The following is a 20903-nucleotide window of genomic DNA, read 5'->3' as shown; positions in this document are numbered from 1 at the left end:
GTCAGACACCGAGGACCTCCCGGATGAAGTGGCAGCGGGCGATGCGGTGCTGGGCTATCCGGTACGCGGGGGGCTCGTCCTGCTTGCAGACCGGGCGGGCGTAGCCGCAGCGCGGGTTGAACGCGCAGCCGACCGGGATGTCGGTGAGCGCCGGCGGCAGGCCGCGAATGACGTTGAGCTGCTGTCCCTTGAGGTCCAGCCGCGGGATCGATTCCAACAGCGCTTTCGTGTACGGGTGAGCGGGGCGCGCGTAGATGTCGTGGACCGGCGCCTCCTCCACGACCTTCCCGGCATACATGACCGAGATCCGATCGGCGACGTCGGCCACCACCCCCATGTCGTGGGTGATCAGGATCAGGCCCATGTTGCGCTGGTGCTGGAGCTCGGCAAGCAGGCCCATGATCTGCGCCTGGACCGTGACGTCGAGCGCGGTGGTGGGCTCGTCCGCGATCAGCACCTCGGGATCGAGCGCCAGCGCCATGGCAATCATGACGCGCTGCCGCATGCCGCCGGAGAACTGGTGCGGGTAGTCGTTGATGCGCTCGCGAGCGGCGGGGATGTGCACCTGGTCGAGCAGCTCGATCGCGCGCTGCTTGGCGTCCTTGCGGGACATGCCGCGGTGTTTGCGGAACAGCTCGGCGAGCTGGAAGCCGACCGAGTAGACCGGGTTCAGCGCGGACAGCGCGTCCTGGAAGATCATCGCGATGCGGTTCGCCCGCACCTTGCGGCGGTCTTCTTCGCTGAGCTTCAGCAGGTCGACGCCGCGGTAGAGGACCTGGCCGCCGGTGATGTGCGCGGGCGGGGTGTCCAGGATGCCCATGACCGCCTGCGCGGTGACCGACTTGCCGCAGCCCGACTCCCCGAGCAGCGCGAGGGTCTCGCCCGGGTTCAGGTAGAAGCCGGCGCCGTTGACCGCCTTGGCCACGCCGTCGCGGGTGCGGAACTCGACGTGCAGGTCGTCGACGTGCAGCAGCGGAGCATGCGGGTCGAGGCCGGGCAGCACGTCCATCTGCGCCTGAATGTTGGTCACGTCGTCACCGCAGCTTCGGGTCGAAGGCGTCGCGGACGGCGTCGCCGAGCATGATGAAGGCCAGCACGGTCGCGGCCAGGAACACCGACGGCCAGATGAGCGGGCCGGCCGCGACGCGGACGTACCCGGTCGCCTCGGAGATCGAGATGCCCCAGCTCACCGCGTCGCCCTTGAGGCCGATGCCGAGGAACGAGAGCGTGGCCTCGCTGGCGATGTTGATGCCGAGCAGGATGGTCAGCACCACGACGTAGGGCGCCATCGAGTTCGGCAGGATGTGCCGGAAGATCAGCCGGGCCGAGCCGGCGCCGAGCATCCGGGCCGCGGCCACGTAGTCCTGGTTCTTCGCCTGCAGCACCGAGGAGCGCATGACCCGGGCCGCGGTCGTCCAGCCCAGCACGCCCAGGGTGACGATCACCGCGAGCACGCCGTTGCTCTGCGGGTCGGAGGACAGGCGCTTGGCCAGCACGATCGCGCCGAGCAGGAAGGGGATGCCGAGCATGACGTCGACGAAGCGGGACAGCAGCGCGTCCAGCCAGCCGCCGAAGAAGCCGGCCGCGAGGCCCACCGTCAGACCGATGACGCCGGCGATCAGCGTGGAGAAGACGCCCACGACGATCGAATAGCGGGCGCCGTAGACGGTCTTGGCGTAGACGTCGCAACCCTGGAAGTCGTAGCCGAAGATCGCGCTGCCGGTCGGGCCGGCGTGTTTGCGGCCGAGCACGCAGTCGTGCGGGTCGGCCGAGGTGAACAGCGACGGCCAGGCCGCCATCAGCAGGACCGCCGCGATGATCACCAGCGCGGCCCAGAAGATCTTGCTGCGCCGCAGGTCGTGCCAGGCGTCGGCGGCCAGGCTCCGAGCCCTGCCACCGGACCCGGCCGGCGCGGGCTGCAGGACCGGCGTCTCGGTGGTCAGGGCGTTCATGTCACTCATAGCGGATCCTGGGGTCGAGGGCGGCGTAGAGCAGGTCGACGATCAGGTTCACGACCAGGAAGACGATCACCAGAACGCTGACGAAGCCGACCACCAGCGGGCCGTCCTCGGTGCGGATGCCACGCCAGAGGTTGAAGCCCACCCCGGGGATGTTGAAGACCTTCTCGGTGATGATCGCGCCGGACATCAGGGCGCCGATGTCGACGCCGATCAGGGTGATCACCGGGATGAGCGAGTTGCGCAGGACGTGCACGCCGATCACCCGCTTGCCGGTGAGGCCCTTGGCCCGGGCGGTACGCACGTAGTCGGCGCGCAGATTTTCCGCCACCGACGCCCGGGTCACCCGCAGCTCGGTGGCGACGACCAGGCTGCCCAGCACGGCCGCGGGTAACAGCAGCTGCCAGAGCGACGCGTCCCGGCCGGCCGTGGCCGGGAACCAGCCGAGCTTGATGCCGAACACCAGCTGGGCCAGCGGCGCGAGCACGACGATCGGCATCGCCAGCACGACCAGCGTGAGGAACAGGGTGGTGTTGTCGAAGATGCTGCCGCGCCTGATGCCCGAGACGACGCCGGCGACGATCGCGACGGTGGCCGCGATGACGATCGCCAGCAGCGAGAGCCGCAGCGTGACCGGCCACGCGTCGGCGAGCATCTCGGTGATCTTGCGACCGGTCAGGGACCGGCCGAGGTCGCCGGTGAGCAGGCCCTTGACGTAGTACCAGTACTGCTGCAGGAAGCTGTCGTCCAGGTGGTAGCGGGCGGTGAGGGCGGTCCGTTGGCTGTCGGTGATGGGGCGTTCTCCGACCAGCGCCTGGATGGGGTCGTCCTGCACCGCGAACATCAGCGCGTACACGACGAAGGTGGCGCCGAAGAAGGTGAGGACCATCTGCAGCAGGCGCCGCACGATGAAGCGGAACATTCAGTGAGGCCTTTTGTGCCAGGGAAAAAAGCGGTGGCGCCACGGTTTCAGATCGACCGTGACGCCACCACCGTTCGAGCGGTCAGAAGTGAGGCTAGTCCGCAACTTCGATCTTGTAGATGTCGACCTTCTGGAACAGGTCCATGGACACGTTGGCGACCTTCTCGGAGTGGCCGAAGACGTTCTGGCCGAACCGCAGCGGAAGCACCGGCATGTCCTGCACCAGGATGTCCTCGGCGTCCTGCCAGTCCTTCTGGGCCGCGGCCACGGTCGGCGCCTCCGAGCCCTCGCGGACCAAGCTGTCGAACGCCGGGTTGCTGTACCCGTAGTAGTTCGAGGAGCCGTCGGTCGTGTACAGCGGGCCGAGGTAGTTCTCCATCAGCGGGTAGTCCATCAGCCAGCCGAGGCGGATGAGGCCGACCTGCTCCTTCTTCTCGACCTTCTTGAGCAGGTCGGCGAACTTCGGCTCGGCGACGCCGGTGCAGTTGACGCCGAGCGACGACTTGATCTGGTTGCACATGGCGTCGACCCAGGCCTTGTGGCCGCCGTCCTGGTTGTACGAGATCTTGATGTCCGACGGGCCGCCGGCCTGCGTGTAGAGCTGCTTGGCCTTGGTCGGGTTGTACACGCAGTTCTCACCGCAGGTGTTCGCCCGGTAACCGGCGACGACCGGGGAGACGAAGGACGTGGCGGGAGTCTCCGAGCCCAGGAAGATCTGCTCGGCCATCTCCTGACGGTCGATCGCCATGGAGAGCGCGATCCGGACGTCCTTGTTCTGGAACTCCTTCTCGTAGATCGGGAAGCCGACGAACGTGAAGGAGGAGCTGGGGCTCTTCTGGAGCCGGTCGCCGAGGTCGCCGGAGGCGGACGCGAGGCTCTCGATCGGGATCTTCGTCTCGACGTCGAGGTTGCCGGCGACCAGGTCGGCGTACTGCGCGCCGAGGTCCTGGTAGATCTTCCAGGTGATGCCGTCGACCTTGGGGATCGTGCCCTTGAAGTCGACGACCTTCTCGACCTGGATCTGCGAGTCGTGCTGCCACTTGCCCTTGATCTTGAAGGGCCCGTTGCCGATCGGGGCGTCGCCGAAGCCCTCGGCGAGCGCGCCGTCCGGCGTGAACGCGGCCTTGGGCAGCGGGTAGAACGCGTCGTAGCCCATCACCGACTCCCAGCCCGCGAAGCCGGCCGAGAGCGTCACCGTGAAGGTCGTGTTGTTGACCTTCTTGAGCCCGGTGAGCTTCTTCGCCTTCGGCTCGGGGGCCTTCTCCGGTCCGCTGCCGTCCGGGTCGACCGACTGCATCTGCGCGTAGCCGTTGATGCGGCTGAAGAAGTACGAGGCGAGCTGGCCGTTCGGGCCGTACGCGCCGTAGTTCCAGGCGTCGATGTAGTTGTCTGCGATGACCGGTTCGCCGTTGCTGAAGGTGAACCCGGGACGCAGCTTGATCGTCCAGACCTTGTTGGCCTTGTCGTGGGTGATCGACTCGGCGGCCACCACGTACGGGTTGGACTTCTCGTCGAAGCGGACGAGCGGGTAGAACAACGACGACAGCACCTGCGAGCCGTTGGATTCCGTCGTGTTGGTCGGAACCAGGCTTTCGGGCTCGACGATACCGATGCTGATCGTGTTCGACAGGGTCTCGTCGTCGTCCGAGGAGCCGCTGGAGCAGCCGGCCGCCAACAAGGCGATGGCGGCCACTCCGGCCGCCATCTTCCATGGGCCATTCCCACGCATGTGGAGGATGCCTCCTTCAGGGCGCTCACGGGGGTCGTGTGAGTCGCGAGCAACTGTGACACAGCGAAACGGAAGCCATAGGTCCCGTTACCAAGCCGATACTAGCCACAGGCCGATTTGGCATCCTCAACCAGTGCCTTGAGCTGCGATTATTCCCTTCAGTACACACCCTGCGACGCAGCGTCAGACCAGGCGGCGATCGGCCGCCCATCGTGACAATTCGTAACGGTTGCTCATTTGGAGCTTGCGCAGGACGTTGGAGACGTGGGTCTCGACCGTCTTGATCGAGATGTACAGCTCCTTGGCGATCTCCTTGTACGCGTAACCCCGCGCGAGCAGGCGCAACACCTCGCGCTCGCGGTTGGTGAGCTGGTCGAGCTCGGGGTCGGCGACCGGCACGTCGGGCCGGGAGGCGAACGCGTCGAGCACGAAACCGGCCAGCCGCGGGCTGAAGACCGCGTCGCCGTCGGCGACCCGCCTGATCGCGGCCGCCAGCTCGTCGGGCGAGATGGTCTTGGTGACGTAGCCCCGGGCGCCGGCCCGGATCAGGCCGATCACGTCCTCGGCGGCGTCGGACACCGACAAGGCCAGGAAGCGCACGTGCGGGTGGCTGCGGCGCATCGCGTCGAGCACGGCCCGGCCGCCGCCGTCCGGCATGTGCACGTCGAGCAGCACAACATCTGGCTCGCTGGCGGCGATCTTGCTGACCGCCTCGGCCACCGTGCTCGCCTCGCCGATCACGTCGACGTGGGCGCCCAGCTCGGAGCGCACGCCGGCCCGGAACATCGCGTGGTCGTCGACCAGGAAGACCTTGAGACGGCCGCCCTCGGTATCGGTCATCGTGCCGACTCCTTCCCTGCCGTCATGCTTTCTCGGGTGACGGGCAGCATGAGGCGGACCTCCGTGCCCTCGCCGGACGCGCTGCGGATCTCGGCGCGCCCGCCGTGTCGCTTCATCCGCCCGATGATCGACCCTCGGACGCCGTGGCGCGAATCTTCCACGCCGTCCAGGTCGAAACCGGCGCCGCGGTCGCGGACGAAGACGCTGAGCTCGTCGGCCTCGACTTCGGCGTACAGCGAGACGGTCTGGACGCCGGCGTGCCGTGCGGCGTTGACCAGGGCCTCGCGGGCCGCCGCGACCAGCGCGGCCACCCGCTCGTCGCACTCGGCGTCGCCGACCACGACGGTTTCCACGCTGATCGCGTACGTGTCCTCGACCTCGGCGGCGGCCTGCTCGAGGGCGGCCGCGAAGCGCTCGGTCGGCGAGGCGGCCGGCTTGTAGAGCCAGTTGCGCAACGACCGCTCCTGGCCGCGGGCCAGCCGCTGCACCTCTTTGATGTCGGCCGAGTTGCGCTGGATCAGGGCCAGAGTGTGCAGCACCTGGTCGTGGATCATCGCGGCGACCTCGGCGCGTTCCTGCTCGCGGATACGGCCCTCGCGCTCGGCGCGCAGCTGGTTGAACATGCGCCAGAGCAGCGGCGCGGCCACCACCCCGACGCCGAGCAGGCCGACCAGCGCGAAGATCACGCCGTTGACCACCGAGGAGAGGGAGCCGGCCGGGGCGTACACGGCGACGACGCCGATGATGCCGGTGGCCACCAGCACGCCGCCGCCCACGAAGCGGAACAGGAAGAAGCGCCGGTCGCTCTCGGCCACCACGGCGGCCAGCCAGGGCGTCTGTGGCAGGTTGTTGCCCACCCAGTGACCGCGGCGGGACGGGTCGGACTGGTGCCAGATGATGCCGGCGCCGACCGCGACCACCGCGATCAGCCAGCCGACCGTGCCGGCCACACTGTTTTTGAAGACCAGGGCCTGCAGCAGCACCACGCCCAGGCCGATCGCCGCGAACGGCAGCAGCGTGGCCAGATCGCGTCGCGCCGCCGGCTGACCGGTGGGAACCTGTTGCGGCAGGACGGCCCAGAAGGCGGCATAGAGAAGCAGGCCGAGGCCGCTGAACCCGAGGAGCACGACCAGAGCGATGCGGACCGCCAGCAGCGGGACACCCAGATGCTCCGCCAGGCCGGCGGCGACCCCGGCGATGATCCGGTGGTCGCGTGGCCGGTACAGGCGGCGTGTGGGTGGTGTGACGGCGGTGGTGATGACTCCTCCTCGGTGTCGTCATCCGATCGTCACACGTTGCGCCGCCGCGGGCCACGGGGAATGTCCCCCGGTATCCGGCGTCCAGGATCTCAGGGTGGCCTCAGGGTCGTCGCCGGAAGCATCTCAGGCCGCATCCAGGACAGGATCGATGGCATGACCGACGAAGCCGATACCACCGCTTCCACTCCGCCCGGCGCCTCGCCTTCGTCGGGCACGACCGCTCCCCCGCCCCCGCCGCCACCCTTCTCGCCGGGTCCGTCCTTCACCCGCGAGCATCTCGTACGCCCCCGGCAGGGCCGCTACGTCGCCGGTGTCTGCGCGGCGCTGGCCCGCGCCACCAACACCGACCCGGTGCTGTGGCGGGTGCTCGTCGCCGTCCTGGGCATTCTCAGCGGCGTCGGCGTCCTTCTCTACCTGATCGGGTGGCTGATCCTCCCGGCCGAGGGCGACTCGGCCTCGCCGATCGAGTCGCTGCTGGGCAAGGGCCGCTCGGGAATGGCGCCGCTGTCGGTGGTGCTGCTCGGCGCCGCGGCGGTGGTCTCCTTCGGGTTCATCGTCCACGACGGCATGCGGGCCAGCCTGCTCGCCGCGGCCGTCATCGTGGGCGCGGTCCTGCTGATCAAGCGCAGCAACGGGGGAAGCTCGGGGAACACGCCCCCTGCGCCGGATGCGACATTTCCCCCACCGGCCGGTTTCCCGCCGCCGGCGGATGTTCCGCCGACCGCGGCGTTCACCCCGCCGCCCGCGGCCGCACCGGCCGCGGAACCGGTGACGGCTCCCCTGCCGCCGCAGCCGCCTTTCGCGCAGCCGCCGTTCGCGCCGCCGGCCACCGGGTACCGCCCGCCGTTCGCCCCGCACGGCCCCTGGGCCAGCACCCCGCCGGCCTACCAGCCGCCGCAGCCGCCGCAGCCGCGCCCGCCCCGGCCGCCGAAGCCGCCGCGTGAGCGCTCGAAGCTCGGCCGCCTCACGTTCTTCGCGGTGATCATGGTGATCGGCCTGATGGCCGTGATCGACATGGCCGGCGCCAGCATCGCGGTCTCCGCCTACTTCGCGGCCGCCCTGGTCACGATCGCGCTCGGCCTGATCGTCGGCGCGTGGCTCGGCCGGGCCCGCGGGTTGATCGCGCTGGCCATCCTCGTCGCGATCGGCCTCGGGATCTCCACCGGCGTCGAGCGATGGGGCGGCGAGGTCGGCAACAGCGTGTACCACCCGCGCACCGTCGCCGAGATCGCCGACCGGTACGACTTCACCGCCGGCAACGCCACGCTCGACCTGCGCGACGTCGCCTTCACCGACCAGCAGACCGTCACGACCCTGACCATGAAGTTCGGTCAGCTGCGGGTCCTGCTCCCGCCCACCGTCGACACGACCACCACCCTGTCGCTCGACACGGGCCGGGCCGTGATCTTCGGCAAGGAGTACACCGACAAGAGCGTCAGCAACGAGTCGGCGACCGACCTCGGCACCGACGGCGCCGGCGGCGGCACCCTCAAGCTCGACCTGCAGATGGACACCGGCAACGTGGAGGTCATCCGATGAAGCCGCACCGCACCGACGGGGTTTCCCTGAGCTTCGGGCTGATCTTCCTGCTGGTCGCGCTGTGGTGGGCGCTCTCCCGGGTGGTCACCATCCACCTGCCGGCCGTGGGCTGGCTGGTGGCGGGCGGTCTGATCATGTTCGGCGTGGTCGGGCTGTTCGGGGCGATCCGCTCCGGCCGCGCCCCGGCCCCGCAGCCGGCGACGGTCGCACAGCCGGCCGTCACCGAGCCCGAGATCCCCGGCGACCTGCCGCCCGAGGTGCACGCCTCGATCGTGCGGGAGCTCCTCGAGGAGCCCTCCGAGCGCTTCCGCAAAGATCAGGACGAGGCCGAGAAAGACAAGCCTCAGCAGGACTGACGGCAAAGGTCATGAGGCCAGGCAATATGCTCGGCCTCATGACGCCGTACCCCACCGTGTCCAAGGCACCCATCGTCGGCATCGGCAGCACGGCCGCCCGCGCCCTGACCGCCGAGTTCGCCCGGCACAACGCGGCCACCTCGGCGCTGGTCGTCGGCGCCGATCACGCGTCGCTCGTGGTGGCGGCCGCGGTCGAGGCGCTCCTCCCGGGCGACCAGCTCACCCTCGTCGCCGGCGAGCGCAGCACCGCCGACCTGCTCCGCGACCACATCGCCGGCCTGGGCAGCTGGATCGCCGACCGGGTGAAGGTGGTCGACACGCTCGACGAGGCGTCCCCCGCCGACGTGGTGATCGTGGGCGAGCCGGTCAGCGGCACCGCTCAGGAGGTGCGAGGGCTGCTCGACCGCCTCGGGAAGTACCTGAACGAGGGGGCCGTGGTCACGCTCGCGACGCCCGCGACGCCGGGACGTACCGGCGGCGCCGCGGCCGAGCTGTTCCGGCAAGGCGCCCTGTTCGGGGTCGGGTCCGACCTGGTGGTGCGCAACTCGCCGCCGCTGCGGGTGCACAAGCTGCGGTTCACGGCGGCCGACCCCAGGGTCGCGGCGACGCTGGCCCCCGCGTACCGGCCGTCCAGCGTGCCGGTCACCCGGACGATGCACATCGACTCCAACGGGGTGGCGGCCGCCGGCATCGCGCTCGGCCTCGCGGCGCTGGCCCGCAGCGCCCGGCCCAAGTCGAAGCTGTGGCTGATCCCGGCTCTCGCGGCGGCGCCGGTGGCGGCGTTCTTCCGCGACCCGGAACGCGAGGCGCCCACCGACCCGGCGGCGATCGTGGCGGCCGCGGACGGCAAGGTGCTGTCGGTCGAGCACATGACCGACTCCCGGTTCGGGGACACGGAGTTCCTGCGGATCGCGGTGTTCCTGTCGGTGCTGGACGTGCACGTCAACCGGGTGCCGGTGGCGGGGCGGGTCGCCGACTACTTCGTCGAGGACGGCGGGTACGCGAACGCGATGACCGCGGCGGCCGAGCACAACGTGGCGGCGTACACGGTGCTCGACACGGCGCACGGCCCGGTGGTGGTCGCGCAGCGGACGGGCCTGATCGCGCGGCGGATCGTGCAGCGGGCGCCGGTGGGGACGCTGATGGCGCGCGGGGAGCGCATGGGCTTGATCCGGTTCGGGTCGCGGACCGACGTCTACCTGCCGGCCGACAAGGCCGAGCCGCTGGTCGCGGTCAACGAGAAGGTCGTGGGCGGCGCCTCGGTCATCGCTCGTTGGCGCTAGTCATCCGCTGGGTGCCGATCACCGACAGCAGCCTCAGGGCCTCCTCGGAGCCGGGCGCCGCCGTGTAGATGATCAGGCGCTGGTCGCGGTCGGAAATGTCCAGCACGTCGCAGTTGACGGTGATGGGGCCGACGACCGGGTGGTGGAAGGTCTTGCGGAGGGTCGGCTCGGCCTCCACGTCGTGCGACGCCCACAGGTCGCGGAACTGGGCGCTGCCGTTTCGCAGGTCGCGGATCAGCTCCGCGATCTCGGGGTCGTCCGGGTAGCGGGCCGAGACGGCGCGCAGACGCTGGGTGGCGTTGCGGGCGAACTCGTCGGCGTCCGAGACGCCGTACAGCCGGCGGCCACCCGTGTCGGGGCCCAGGAAGACGCGGCGGATCAGGCTGCGATCGCGGCGATCGACGGCGGAGAAGTCTTCCATGAGGGCCGCCGCCAGGTCGTTCCAGGCGATCACCTCGAAGCCTGCGGAGATCACCGTGGCGGCGGCATCGGGCAGGCGGTGGATCAGATCGAGGATGCTCTGCCTCACCCGGCGTGACGGGCCGGGTGGCGCGGGCGGCGCCCCGGCCAGGTGATGCAGATGGTCACGCTCGGCGTCGGAGAGGCGCAGCGCCCGCGCCAGGCCCGCCAGGACCTCGCGGGACGGGTGCGGGGCTCTCGCCTGCTCCAGGCGGGTGTAGTACTCGGTCGACATGTGGGCCAGATGGGCCACCTCCTCGCGACGCAGGCCCGGGGTGCGGCGGCGCGGGCCGGCGGGGAGGCCCACGTCGGCGGGGCTGATGCGCTCGCGGCGGGTGCGCAGGAAAGCGGCCAGCTCTTGTCGATCCACGCTTCCAGTGTCCGCCGGTCCGGGCCGGTTACCCAGGTACCGGCGGTGCCTGGATGGCGGCCGGGGATGGCCGGAGGCTGGCCACATGACATTTCTGCTGGAGAACAAGGTCGCGTTCGTCAGTGGCGCCGGGCGGGGCATCGGCGCGGCCGCGGCCCGGCTCTTCGCCCGCGAAGGGGCGCGGGTGCTGTTGACGGCGCGGACCGAGGAGCAGCTCGAGGCGGTGACCAGCCAGATCCGGTCGGCGGGCGGCACGGCCGAGTACGTGTTGTGCGATCTTGCGGATCCGTCCAGCGTGCGGGCCGCCGTGTCGCGGGCGGTCTCGCTGTTCGGGCGGCTCGATGTGGCGTTCAACAACGGGGCGACGATCACGCCGCCGGGGCCCGTCGGTGAGGTCTCGCTGGGCGACTTCGACCGGCTCTACGAGGTGAACCTGCGCGGGGTGTGGGTCGCGATGGTCGCGCAGATCGAGGCGGGCGCGACGGCGATCGTCAACAACTCCAGCGTGGGCAGCCTGGCCGGGAACCCTCAGCTGCCCGCTTACGGCGCCATGAAGCGCGCGGTCAACAGTCTGACCGAGTCGGCCGCCATCACGTACGGCCCGCAGGGGATCCGGGTCAACGCGATCGCCCCGGGGAACACGCGGACGGAGATGATCTCGACCTGGGAGGCGTCGTCACCCGGTCTGGTGGAGCGGCTGGTGGCGCTCACGCCGCTCGGGCGGCAGGCCGCGCCCGAGGAGATCGCGGAGGCCGCGGCGTGGCTGCTGAGCGAGCGGGCGTCGTTCGTGACCGGGGTGGTGCTGCGCGTCGACGGCGGGGCCCGGGCTTAGGGCCTGTATCGAACAGAAAATGGCCGCCCGGGAAGGGCGGCCATTTCGGAAGCCGGCTGGCTAGACGCGCCTGGCGCGGGCCCACATGACCGGGCCGCTCAGCAGGTAGGCCATGACCACCGCCGCGAACGTCAGCCGCGGGTCGACCAGGGCGCCCACCGCGGGGAGCAGCCAGACCCACGGGGGAAGCTTCACGAGGCGGGCCAGTTTCGCGTACGGGAAGCTCGAGACCATGGCGAAGGCCAGGACCGCGACGCCGCCCAGCAGGACGGTGCCCGGCAGGGGCAGGTCGATCAGCACCGTGACCGCCAGGACGGCCGCCGCCATCGTGGTGGGGACCCCGCAGAAGAACTTGCCGTCCTTCGGGGAGACGTTGAACCTGGCCAGCCGGATGGCGGCGCAACCGGCCACCAGCACGCAGGCCACCGCCGCCGCGGCGGTGGGCACGGTGTGCGCCAGCGACGCGTAGACGACCACCGGCGCGGCCAAGCCGAAGGAGCACATGTCGGCCAGGGAGTCCATCTGGGCGCCGAAGGGGCTCGCCACCCCGAGCTTGCGCGCCAGGGCGCCGTCGATGCCGTCGAAGGCCACGCACGCGACCAGGCAGGCCGCCGCGGGGCGCACGTCGCCCTGCATGGCCAGGAAGATGGCCAGCAGGCCCAGGCTCAGGCTGGCCAGGGTGCAGGCGTTGACCAGCGCGAAGCGCAGGCGGCGGGACGCGGTCTGGGCGCCGGGAAGCAGCGGGACCGTCGTGGCGACCGGCTCGCCGGGCTCCACCGGGGCCGGGGGAAGGGCGAGCAGCGCGGGGGTCTGAGCGGGGTCGGGGCCGGTGTAGATGACCTCTGCCCTGGTGGCGGTGGCGGCGCGACCCGAGTCTCCGGATCGGCGGCCCACCCGCACCAGCAGGGCCTGGCGGGCCAGGGTGCCGCCGCGGCGTAAACGGCCTGCCCAACGGCGTCCGGCGGGACGGGGACTATCTGTCGTACGACGCCGGCGCCAAGGGGTTCTCGGCACGTGTTTCCTCCATGGGATCGGTATGCCACCTGCACGATTGCGGTGGGTTGTGGCCCCCTAACCCGCCGCACGCTCCGTCACCGGAAATGCGGGGGTTACACCATTGCACAGCCGGACGACCTTGGCGAGAGATCGGACGGCGCCCTCAAATACGTGCGCGTGAGTGGGATCGGGTGCTTCTTCCCTCTCCCTGTGAGGATTTTAACTCGCCCGTTCCCCATCGATTCGGTCTACGGCGTCGCGGGCCAGCTCGGTGAGCGCCAGACCGTCGACCGCGGCCCTGGCGAACCACGCCGCCGCGGCGGTGGAGCCCCCGGCCGCCTCGGTCACCAGGGGTTCTGTCGGCACGTCCACCAGTACCCGGAACAGCACCCGGATGACGTGCCAATCGATCGGGACGCCCTCCGGTCCCACGGCCGTGGGGTCGTATCGATGCGAGATGCCCAGCAGACCTGTCACCCGGCCGTGTTGCGACGTCTCCTCGAACAGCTCCCGGGCGAGCGCCTGCTCGGGGGTCTCGCCGTGGTCGGTGCCGCCGCCGGGCAGGTGCCAGAGGCCGGCCCCGGGATAACCCTCGGCGATCCTGGCGAGCAGGATCCGGCCGTCCGGGTCGGTCGCGGCCGCGTACGCCCCGAAGCGCTGCACCCGCTCCGGCCGGAAGATTTCCTCGGATTTTTCGGGAATGTTCGGAAAATCGGCCGGGAGTCCGAGCTGAGCGGCCGTGAACGGCATCAGCGGCAGCTCGGCGGGCGTGGCCCACTCGACCAGGTCGGTCGTGCCGTCCGCCTCGGCGCGCAGGGCGCCGCCCACGACCGTCACGTCGTAGATGATCCGATCGGTGTGCTCGAGGTCGCCGCCCGGCAGGCGGAAGACGTCGGCCGTGACCGCGCGCAGGGCGTCGCGGCGCACCTCGAGGCCGGTCTCCTCGGCGAACTCGCGCACCACCGCGTCGTCGGGATGCTCGCCCTGCTCGACGCCGCCGCCGGGCAGGGTCCACAGACCGGGGAACTCGCTGGCCGAGGAGTTCCGGGCGAGCAGCACCCGCCCGGACCCGTCGCGACAGATGCCGTAGGCCCCCACCCGTCTGATCTTCACGCGATCAGGTTAGTCGGGGCTAGATCAGCTTGGCCTTCCGGAGCGCCTCGGCGGTCACCTCGGTCAGCAGGTCGTCGCCGAGCGCGGCGACCTCCGCGAGCGCCATCCAGCGCGCGTCCGAGGTCGAGCCGCCGACGTCCTTGACGGTCACCTCGGTGGGCGCGTCGACGACCACCCGGTAGAAGGCGCGGACGCCGTGCCAGTCGATCGGGTAGCCCTCGGGGCCCAGCGAGGCCGCGTCGCGGTGGCTCGCCACGCCCAGCAGCTCGATGAGGCGGCCCTGCTGGCCGGTCTCCTCCACGAGCTCGCGGATCAGCGCGGTGCCGGGCTGCTCGCCGTAGTCGGTGCCGCCGCCGGGCAGGTGCCAGCGGCCCTCGCCCGGGTACCCGGGGGCGATGCGGGTGAGCAGCAGGCTCGCCTCCTGGGCGTCCGTGGCGATCGCGTACGCGGCGAAGCGCTGCGCCCGGTGCAGGCCGTCGGGGCCGGGGTAGGCGTAGAACGACGGGAACTCGGGGGCGGGCTCGGGCCGCAGGTCGGCGCTCGCGGCGCCCAGGCCCAGCGCGTCGGCGGTGAACTGGCGGAGCTTGAGTTTCGCCAGCTCGTCGCGGGTGTGCCAGCGGGCCAGGTCGGTGGGGTGGCCGACCCGGTCGATCAGCGTGCCACCGCGGATCGAGACCGAGTAGATGAGGCGGTCGGTGTGGATGGTGACGCCACGGTGCGGCAGCGAGCGCATGTCGGCCAGCACATCGCGCAAGCCGGTGACGGCGACGGACAGGCCCGTCTCGGCCGCGGTCTCGCGGACGACGGTGTGGTTGGGATCTTCACCATGGTCGACTGCGCCGCCGGGGAGCGACCAGACGCCGGGGGTGCCGGAGCGGCTCGAGGCTCGGACGAGCAGCACACGACCGTCGTCGTCGGTGGCGACGGCGTACGCGGCGATTCGCCGAAGTGGTTCCAGTGCGGGGGTCACGGGCGGCAATTCTGCCCGGAATATGTTACCTACAGAAAACGTCTGTCGGATTCCTGACAGCGTGATGACCGTGCGTTATCGCAGGTAAATTGGGTGTTCCCTACCGCCGGTTGCCACTTCGTCACCCTTTGTTCCTCGTCTTGTGAGGCCCGATTTCAGGGTCGTTCTCGGGGCTCTCACCGAGGTCGCCGGGCCCCCGCGGCAGCCACCATGGTGGCATGACTGACGCACCCTACCGCCGCCTCCTCCGCCCCCAGGACGACCGCATCGTCGCCGGTGTCTGCAGCGGCATCGGACGCTACTTCGGCGTCGACCCGGTGCTGATCCGGGTCGCGTTCGCCATCTTCGCCGTGGTGACCTGGGGCGTGGCGCTGATCGCCTACCCGGTCTGCTGGTTCCTCATCCCCGAGGCGCCGGTGCCGGCCGCGCCGGCCTGGCGCGACTCCTCCGACCCGACCTGGGGCCGGCCCACCAGCTGACCCGCAGCCGCCGCCGCCCGCGTTCCTCGATGTGATCGACGTCGATCACATAAGGCCAGAACCCAAAGATCTCCTGCAACGCGGCGCTCAGTCGCATTTCGGTGTCGCTGGGCATGATCGGCCCTCCCTTCACTCAGGGAGACACACCGACGACGCACGGAGGTTGCCTATTCCCACTCGATGGTGCCCGGCGGCTTGCTGGTGACGTCGAGGACGACCCGGTTGATCTCGCGCACCTCGTTGGTGATGCGGGTCGAGATGCGGGCGATCAGGTCGTACGGCAGCCGCGACCAGTCGGCGGTCATCGCGTCTTCGCTGGAGACCGGGCGCAGCACCACCGGGTGACCGTAGGTGCGGCCGTCGCCCTGGACGCCCACGCTGCGGACGTCGGCCAGCAGCACCACCGGGAACTGCCACACCTCGCGGTCGAGGCCCGATGCCGCCAGTTCCTCGCGGGCGATCAGGTCGGCCGCGCGCAGGATGTCGAGCCGGTCGGGGTCGACCGCGCCGATGATGCGGATCGCCAGCCCGGGGCCGGGGAACGGGTGGCGGCTGACCATCTCGTCGGGCAGGCCCAGCTCTCGGCCGAGCGCGCGCACCTCGTCCTTGAAGAGGGTGCGCAGCGGCTCGATCAGCGTGAACTGAAGGTCGTCGGGGAGGCCGCCCACGTTGTGGTGCGACTTGATGTTGGCGGTGCCGGTGCCGCCGCCGGACTCGACCACGTCGGGGTAGAGCGTGCCCTGGACCAGGAACTCGATGTGGCGCTCGGCGTCCAGCTCGCGGGCCGCGGCCTCGAAGGTGCGGATGAACTCCCGGCCGATGATCTTGCGCTTCTGTTCGGGGTCGGTCACGCCGGCCAGGTGGCCGAGGAACACCTCGGAAGCGTCCACGACCTTCAGCCGGATGCCGGTGGCGGCCACGTAGTCTTTCTCGACCTGCTCGGCCTCGCCGGCGCGCAGCAGGCCGTGGTCGACGAAGACGCAGGTCAACTGGTCGCCGACGGCCTTGTGCACGAGGGCCGCGGCGACGCCCGAGTCGACGCCGCCGGAGAGCGCGCAAAGGACCTGCTTGTCGCCGACCCGGGCGCGGATGGCGGCCACCTGGTCGTCGATGATGTTGCTGGGCGTCCAGGTGGGCTCGATGCCGGCGATGTCGTACAGGAAGCGCTTGAGCATTTCCTGGCCCTGCTCGGTGTGCGCCACCTCGGGGTGGAACTGCACGCCGGCGCGCCTGGCCGTGAGGTCTTCGAAGGCGGCGACGGGAGCGCCCGGGGTCGAGGCGGTGACCGCGAAGCCCTCGGGGGCCACCGCGACGCTGTCGCCGTGGCTCATCCAGACCGGAAGGTCGGCCGGGAGGTCGCGCAGCAGGGTGCCGCCCTGGGCGGAGAGCAGGGTGCGGCCGTACTCGCGGGCGCCGGTGTGCGCGACCGTGCCGCCCAGCGCCTGGGCCATCGCCTGGAAGCCGTAGCAGATGCCGAAGACCGGCACCTCGTTGTCGAACAGGGTGGCGTCGAGCGCGGGGGCGCCGGCCTCGTACACGCTGGACGGGCCGCCGGACAGGATGATGGCGGCGGGGTTCTTGGCGAGCATGTCGGCGACCGGCATCGAGTGGGGCACGATCTCGGAATAGACGCGCGCCTCGCGGACGCGGCGGGCGATCAACTGGGCGTACTGGGCGCCGAAGTCGACGACGAGCACGGGACGCGGGGTACTCACCCGCCGAGTTTACCGGCGGACGGTGACCGCCCGGACGTTGCCCGCCCTGTCGTAGGCACGGACCACGACGGTCTTCGCCTTCTTCGGGATGCCGAACCAGCGCAGGTAGCCGGCGTAGCGCGAGGTGACCTTGCCGTTGACCACCAGCTCGAGCCGGGCGATGCCGGAGGCGTCGGTGGCGCGGGCCGTCACCGAGGCGGCGCGGGGATAGACCGTGACCGCGGGCACGGTGTTGTCGGCGCGGACATAGCGACGGACCAGGGTCATGTTGCCGGCGCGGTCGTACGCGCGCAGGTCCAGCGGAACGTTGCCGGTCATGGATGCGGAGTTCCAGCGGAACGAGTACGGCGCGGTCGTGTCGGTGGCGATGAGCTTGCCGCCCGCGTACAGCTGAACTCGCTGAACCCCATGCTGATCCGCCGCGGCCGCGGTGACGGTGACCACTCCCCTGGCTCGCGTGGGTGTCGCGCCGAAGGCGACAGCCGGCTTCGTCTGGTCGCCGGTGTACGGCAGGGCAGCCAGCGAGCGCAAGGCGTCGACCCGGCCGCCGGTCAGCGCCTTGCGGATCACCGCGGCGGACGGCGCGGGGTCGGTCGAGGCGAGCAGGCCCGCGACACCGGCGACGAAGGGGGTCGCCGATGAGGTGCCGCAGTACTGGCCGATCGCGCCGTCGGGCCGCTGGGCGGGATTGCAGCCGGGGGCGGTCACGTCGACCCAGCTCGAGCCGTAGTTGGACCAGGAGTACCGGCGGTCCCGCTCGTCGACGCCGCCGACAGAGAGCACCGACGGGATGGCCGCGGGGTAATGCGGCTGCGGCGAGCCCTGGTTGCCGGCCGCGGCCACGACGAGCGAGCCCTTCGCGTCGGCGTAGGTGACCGCGTCGCGCAGGAGCTTGCTGTCGTCGGCGCCGCCCAGGGAGAGGCTGATGATGGTGGCGCCCTGGTCGGCGGCGTACCGGATGCCCTCGGCGATCTTGTCGTAGCCGCCGTTGCCCTTCGCGTCGAGGACCTTGACCGGCAGGATCCGGCAGTACCAGCAGACGCCGGCGACGCCGGTCTTGTTGTAGCCCGAGGCGGCGGCGACGCCGGCGGCCATCGTGCCGTGGCCGTTGTCGTCGGCGGGATCGTCGTCGTCGTTGACGAAGTCGTGGCCGGTCAGCATGCGCGGGGCCAGGTCGGGCAGGCGGGTGACGCCGGTGTCGACGATCGCGATGGTGACCCGGGCGTTGCCGCGGCCGGACGACCAGGCCTCGTTGACGTGGGTGCGGACGATGCCCCACTGGCCGGAGTAACCGGGGTCGTCGGGGCGGATGGCGTCGGCGTGCGCGACGGGGGTGGCCGCGAGCAGAAGACTCAGAAGTGCGCGCATCGACCCGCCCCCGTGACGTGAAAGAAGCCGGCCATGGTGGCCGGCTCCCTCACCTTCGGTTTGCGGTCAGATCTTTACGGTTCTTCGCAGTTGCAACCGGGTTGCCGTGGCGACCGCCGGATCATGAGGCATTGAGCGAGTGGATGGCGTCCTCTACTGTTCCGCTGTGCGGAACCGGAAGTTGTCGTGGTGGATCGTCGGTGCGGTCGTGGTCGTGCTTCTGGGCGGCGGCGGGATCGCCCTGGCCGTCGCACGCAAGCCGGCGCGCACCGAGCCACAGGCCGCGCCGCCGGCGTCGCCATCCGCCGTGCCGACCACGGAAAGCCCGTCACCGGCGCCGCCCCCGTCGCCCGGCGCGGACATCACCGGGCCCCTCGACCTCGTGCTGCTGGGCGTCGACACCCGGGTGAGCGTCCCGGACTGGGAGCCGCACTCCGACACGATCATGCTGTTGCACGTCGAGCCGGGACTGAAGAAGGCCTATCTCTACTCGCTGCCGCGCGACCTGCGGGTCAAGATGCCGGCGTTCGCCAAGGCCGGGTTCGGCGGCGGGACGTTCAAGCTGACCGAGGCGATGAGCCGGGGATCACGGGTTCCGGGGTCCAAGAAGCACAGTGTGCAGCAGGGCTACGCGCTGCTCACGAAGACGCTCACCGCGTACACCGGGATCAAGCAGTTCCAGGCCGGGGCGATCCTCAACTTCGGCGGGCTCGACAAATTGGTCGACGAGCTCGGCGGCGTCGACATGGTCGTCGACCAGAAGGTGAAGTCGCACCACCGCAAGCCGGACGGGTCGACCCGGCCGCTCAAGCCGGGCGGCGGCGACTACCTCGGCCCGCAGGCCGTCTACCAGCCGGGCAAGCGGCACTTCGTGGGGTGGCAGGCGATCGACTACGCGCGGCAGCGGTACGGCCTGCCCGACGGCGACTACGACCGCACCCGTCACCAGCGGCAGCTCGTGCGGGCGATCCTCGGCAAGGCGCTCGGCCAGGGCCTCGCCGACAATCCGGACAAGTTGCAATCGGTGATCTCCGCCCTCGGGGACGCGCTGGTGTACCTGGGCGGACGGACGCCGCTGGAGTACGCGTACGCGTTGCGCTCTTTGCGGCCGGAAGCGATCACGCTGGTGCAGCTTCCGGGCAGCGGGGTCGGCAGCGGCGGCTCCTACCTCGGGGAGCAGCTCACCGCCGAGAGCAAGGGCTTCCTCCAGGCCGTGGCGAAGCGGCAGATCGCGCCCTACCTCGCCAAGCACCCCAAGCTGATCAATAAGTAGGCGCCTTCTTGCCGTACAGCCAGGCCCGGAAGAACGTGTCGAGGTCCTGGCCCGAGATCGTCTCGGCCAGCGTGATCAGGTCGGCGGTGTCCACGTTGCCGTCGCGGTGCTCGCTGGTCCAGGTGGTGAGCAGCTTGCCGAAGGCCGCGTCGCCGATCTTCAGGCGCAGCGCATACACGGTCATGCCGCCGCGGTCGTAGACGGCGCTGCCGAACAGGTGCGCGACGCCGGGGTCGCCGGGCGCCTGGGTCCAGTCGAAGCCGGCGTACGTGCGCTCGAAGTTGTCCTTGATGGACTCGGTGCCCTCGTGCTCCTGCCACAGCCACTCGGCGTAGGTGGCGAAGCCCTCGTTGAGCCAGATGTCCTGCCAGCGCTCGAGCGCGACGCTGTCGCCGAACCACTGGTGGGCCAGCTCGTGCGCGACGACGGTGGGGTTGGGATCGGAACTGAAGAACCCCTGGCCGTACGTGGGCCGGGACTGCGTTTCCAGCGCGTAGTGGATCCGGTTGTCGTCGACGACGATCCCGCCGTACGAGTCGAAAGGGTACGGTCCGAACTTGGTGGCCAGGAAGTCCGCGATCTCGCCGGTGCGGGCCATCGACTTCGCGGCCGGCCCGGTGGCGGGCAGCGACGCGGGCACCGCGGTGACCATCGGCTTGCCGTCGTGGGTGGTCGTGGTGACCCGGTACTTGCCGATGACCACAGTGGAGAGGTAGCTGGCCAGCGGCGAGCTCTCGGTCCAGCGCCAGGTCGTCCAGCCGCCGGCGCTGTTGCGCGGCCCGGGCACGCCGATGCTGAGCGCGGTCAGGCCGTCGGGGACGGTGATCGCGAGGGCGAACGTGGCCTTGTCGGAAGGGTGGTCGTTGACCGGGAACCAGGTGCTCGCCGATTCGGGCTGGCCCAGGGCGAGGGCGCCGTCGGTGCCGCTGCTCAGCCAGCCGCCGTCGCCGAGGGTCTTGTTCGCCAGCTGGCCCGGGGTGCCGCCGTAGTCGATGACGACGGTGAAGGTCTTCCCGATGCGCAGGCCGGTCGCCGGGGTGATGACCAGCTCGTTGCCGTCGTCCTTCGCCGCCGCGGCCGCACCGTCCACGGTCACCTTGGAGGCGGTCAGGTGCGCGAGGTCCAGGTCGAACCGGGACAGATCCTGGGTCGCGGCGGCCGTGATCGTGGCGGTGCCGGTGAGCTCGCGCTTGGCCGGGTCGTATCTGACCTTCAGGTCGTATCCCGAAACGTCGTAGCCGCCGTTGCCGTAGGTCGGGAAGTACGCGTCACCGGCGCCCGGCGCGCCGGGCGCGAAGTTGACGCTGGGCGGGGCGGCGGGCGACGGATGGCCCGCCGAGCACCCGCCCAGCAAAAGCACAGCAACCAGACATCCCGCACGCCTCATGCGCCGAGAGTATCCAGTGAGGGTTATTCACGACGGTGGAGACCACGTCGCCTAC

Annotated in this window: 19 protein-coding genes; 6 read left to right on the top strand and 13 right to left on the bottom strand. The window is 70.6% G+C overall.

The window, feature by feature from the left end:
* Position 1 precedes the first annotated feature (1 nt).
* The 6 genes from ACIA5D_RS11120 to ACIA5D_RS11095 form a co-directional block, all read right to left on the bottom strand.
* Positions 2-1009 (bottom strand): ABC transporter ATP-binding protein, encoded by a 1008-nt coding sequence (locus ACIA5D_RS11120; RefSeq protein ID WP_396030343.1) that lies wholly within the window; start codon positions 1007-1009, stop codon positions 2-4.
* Positions 1010-1034: 25 nt separating this feature from the next.
* Positions 1035-1952: an ABC transporter permease gene (locus ACIA5D_RS11115; protein ID WP_396030342.1), complete on the bottom strand. Its 918-nt coding sequence runs from the start codon at positions 1950-1952 to the stop codon at positions 1035-1037.
* 1 nt (position 1953) lies between these two features.
* Positions 1954-2880, bottom strand: coding sequence for an ABC transporter permease (locus ACIA5D_RS11110; protein ID WP_396029712.1), 927 nt, complete (start codon positions 2878-2880; stop codon positions 1954-1956).
* A 94-nt stretch (positions 2881-2974) separates the two neighbouring features.
* The gene (locus ACIA5D_RS11105; RefSeq protein ID WP_396029711.1) at positions 2975-4609 is read right to left on the bottom strand and encodes an ABC transporter substrate-binding protein; all 1635 of its coding nucleotides are present in this window, start codon (positions 4607-4609) and stop codon (positions 2975-2977) included.
* 183 nt (positions 4610-4792) lie between these two features.
* Positions 4793-5449 carry a response regulator gene (locus tag ACIA5D_RS11100; protein WP_396029710.1) on the bottom strand — a complete coding sequence of 219 codons (657 nt, stop codon included), beginning with the start codon at positions 5447-5449 and terminating at the stop codon, positions 4793-4795.
* On the bottom strand, positions 5446-6708 hold the full coding sequence (locus tag ACIA5D_RS11095; protein ID WP_396030341.1) for a PspC domain-containing protein: 1263 nt from the start codon (positions 6706-6708) through the stop codon (positions 5446-5448). The genes ACIA5D_RS11100 and ACIA5D_RS11095 overlap by 4 nt, the downstream gene beginning before the upstream one ends.
* 153 nt (positions 6709-6861) lie before the next feature.
* Here ACIA5D_RS11095 and ACIA5D_RS11090 point away from each other — a divergent pair, with 153 nt between their 5' ends.
* From ACIA5D_RS11090 to ACIA5D_RS11080, 3 genes are read left to right on the top strand one after another with little or no spacing between them, the layout of a single operon-like run.
* Positions 6862-8247, top strand: a complete 1386-nt coding sequence (locus tag ACIA5D_RS11090; RefSeq protein WP_396029709.1) for a PspC domain-containing protein — start codon at positions 6862-6864, stop codon at positions 8245-8247.
* Positions 8244-8603: a phage holin family protein gene (locus ACIA5D_RS11085; RefSeq protein WP_396029708.1), complete on the top strand. Its 360-nt coding sequence runs from the start codon at positions 8244-8246 to the stop codon at positions 8601-8603. The genes ACIA5D_RS11090 and ACIA5D_RS11085 overlap by 4 nt, the downstream gene beginning before the upstream one ends.
* Positions 8604-8641: 38 nt before the next feature.
* Entirely contained in the window at positions 8642-9886 is a 1245-nt protein-coding gene (locus tag ACIA5D_RS11080; protein ID WP_396029707.1) for a phosphatidylserine decarboxylase, read from the top strand.
* Here the strand turns inward: ACIA5D_RS11080 and ACIA5D_RS11075 are convergent.
* Positions 9867-10715 carry a helix-turn-helix transcriptional regulator gene (locus tag ACIA5D_RS11075; protein WP_396029706.1) on the bottom strand — a complete coding sequence of 283 codons (849 nt, stop codon included), beginning with the start codon at positions 10713-10715 and terminating at the stop codon, positions 9867-9869. The two genes, ACIA5D_RS11080 and ACIA5D_RS11075, sit on opposite strands and share 20 nt — an antisense overlap.
* A gap of 85 nt (positions 10716-10800) precedes the next feature.
* Between ACIA5D_RS11075 and ACIA5D_RS11070 the strand changes: the two genes are divergently transcribed.
* Entirely contained in the window at positions 10801-11547 is a 747-nt protein-coding gene (locus tag ACIA5D_RS11070) for an SDR family NAD(P)-dependent oxidoreductase (protein WP_396029705.1), read from the top strand.
* Positions 11548-11607: 60 nt separating this feature from the next.
* Here ACIA5D_RS11070 and ACIA5D_RS11065 read toward each other — a convergent pair whose 3' ends face one another.
* The 3 genes from ACIA5D_RS11065 to ACIA5D_RS11055 all read right to left on the bottom strand — a co-directional run bounded on the left by ACIA5D_RS11065 (position 11608) and on the right by ACIA5D_RS11055 (position 14626).
* On the bottom strand, positions 11608-12561 hold the full coding sequence (locus tag ACIA5D_RS11065) for a CDP-alcohol phosphatidyltransferase family protein (RefSeq protein ID WP_396029704.1): 954 nt from the start codon (positions 12559-12561) through the stop codon (positions 11608-11610).
* Positions 12562-12762: 201 nt separating this feature from the next.
* Positions 12763-13656, bottom strand: coding sequence for an NUDIX hydrolase (locus tag ACIA5D_RS11060; protein WP_396029703.1), 894 nt, complete (start codon positions 13654-13656; stop codon positions 12763-12765).
* 19 nt (positions 13657-13675) lie between these two features.
* On the bottom strand, positions 13676-14626 hold the full coding sequence (locus ACIA5D_RS11055) for an NUDIX hydrolase (protein WP_396029702.1): 951 nt from the start codon (positions 14624-14626) through the stop codon (positions 13676-13678).
* A 218-nt stretch (positions 14627-14844) separates the two neighbouring features.
* Here ACIA5D_RS11055 and ACIA5D_RS11050 point away from each other — a divergent pair, with 218 nt between their 5' ends.
* Positions 14845-15105 (top strand): PspC domain-containing protein, encoded by a 261-nt coding sequence (locus tag ACIA5D_RS11050; protein ID WP_396029701.1) that lies wholly within the window; start codon positions 14845-14847, stop codon positions 15103-15105.
* Positions 15106-15272: 167 nt separating this feature from the next.
* On the opposite strand, the gene guaA is transcribed toward ACIA5D_RS11050, so the two are convergent.
* Both guaA and ACIA5D_RS11040 read right to left on the bottom strand, forming a co-directional pair.
* Positions 15273-16820 carry a glutamine-hydrolyzing GMP synthase gene (gene guaA, locus ACIA5D_RS11045; RefSeq protein WP_396029700.1) on the bottom strand — a complete coding sequence of 516 codons (1548 nt, stop codon included), beginning with the start codon at positions 16818-16820 and terminating at the stop codon, positions 15273-15275.
* Positions 16821-16829: 9 nt separating this feature from the next.
* Positions 16830-18188: a S8 family serine peptidase gene (locus ACIA5D_RS11040; protein WP_396029699.1), complete on the bottom strand. Its 1359-nt coding sequence runs from the start codon at positions 18186-18188 to the stop codon at positions 16830-16832.
* A 166-nt stretch (positions 18189-18354) separates the two neighbouring features.
* On the opposite strand from ACIA5D_RS11040, the gene ACIA5D_RS11035 reads away from it, so the two are divergent.
* Entirely contained in the window at positions 18355-19461 is a 1107-nt protein-coding gene (locus ACIA5D_RS11035; RefSeq protein ID WP_396029698.1) for an LCP family protein, read from the top strand.
* On the opposite strand, the gene ACIA5D_RS11030 is transcribed toward ACIA5D_RS11035, so the two are convergent.
* Complete coding sequence (locus ACIA5D_RS11030) at positions 19451-20848, bottom strand: M1 family aminopeptidase (RefSeq protein ID WP_396029697.1); 1398 nt, start codon at positions 20846-20848, stop codon at positions 19451-19453. The two genes, ACIA5D_RS11035 and ACIA5D_RS11030, sit on opposite strands and share 11 nt — an antisense overlap.
* Positions 20849-20903 lie beyond the last annotated feature (55 nt).

The sequence above is a fragment of the Actinoplanes sp. NPDC051513 genome, from assembly GCF_044454685.1.
Classification (GTDB): Bacteria; Actinomycetota; Actinomycetes; order Mycobacteriales; family Micromonosporaceae; genus Actinoplanes.
Note: the sequence above shows the minus strand (reverse complement) of the source record. Positions and strands in the feature narration are given on the sequence as shown.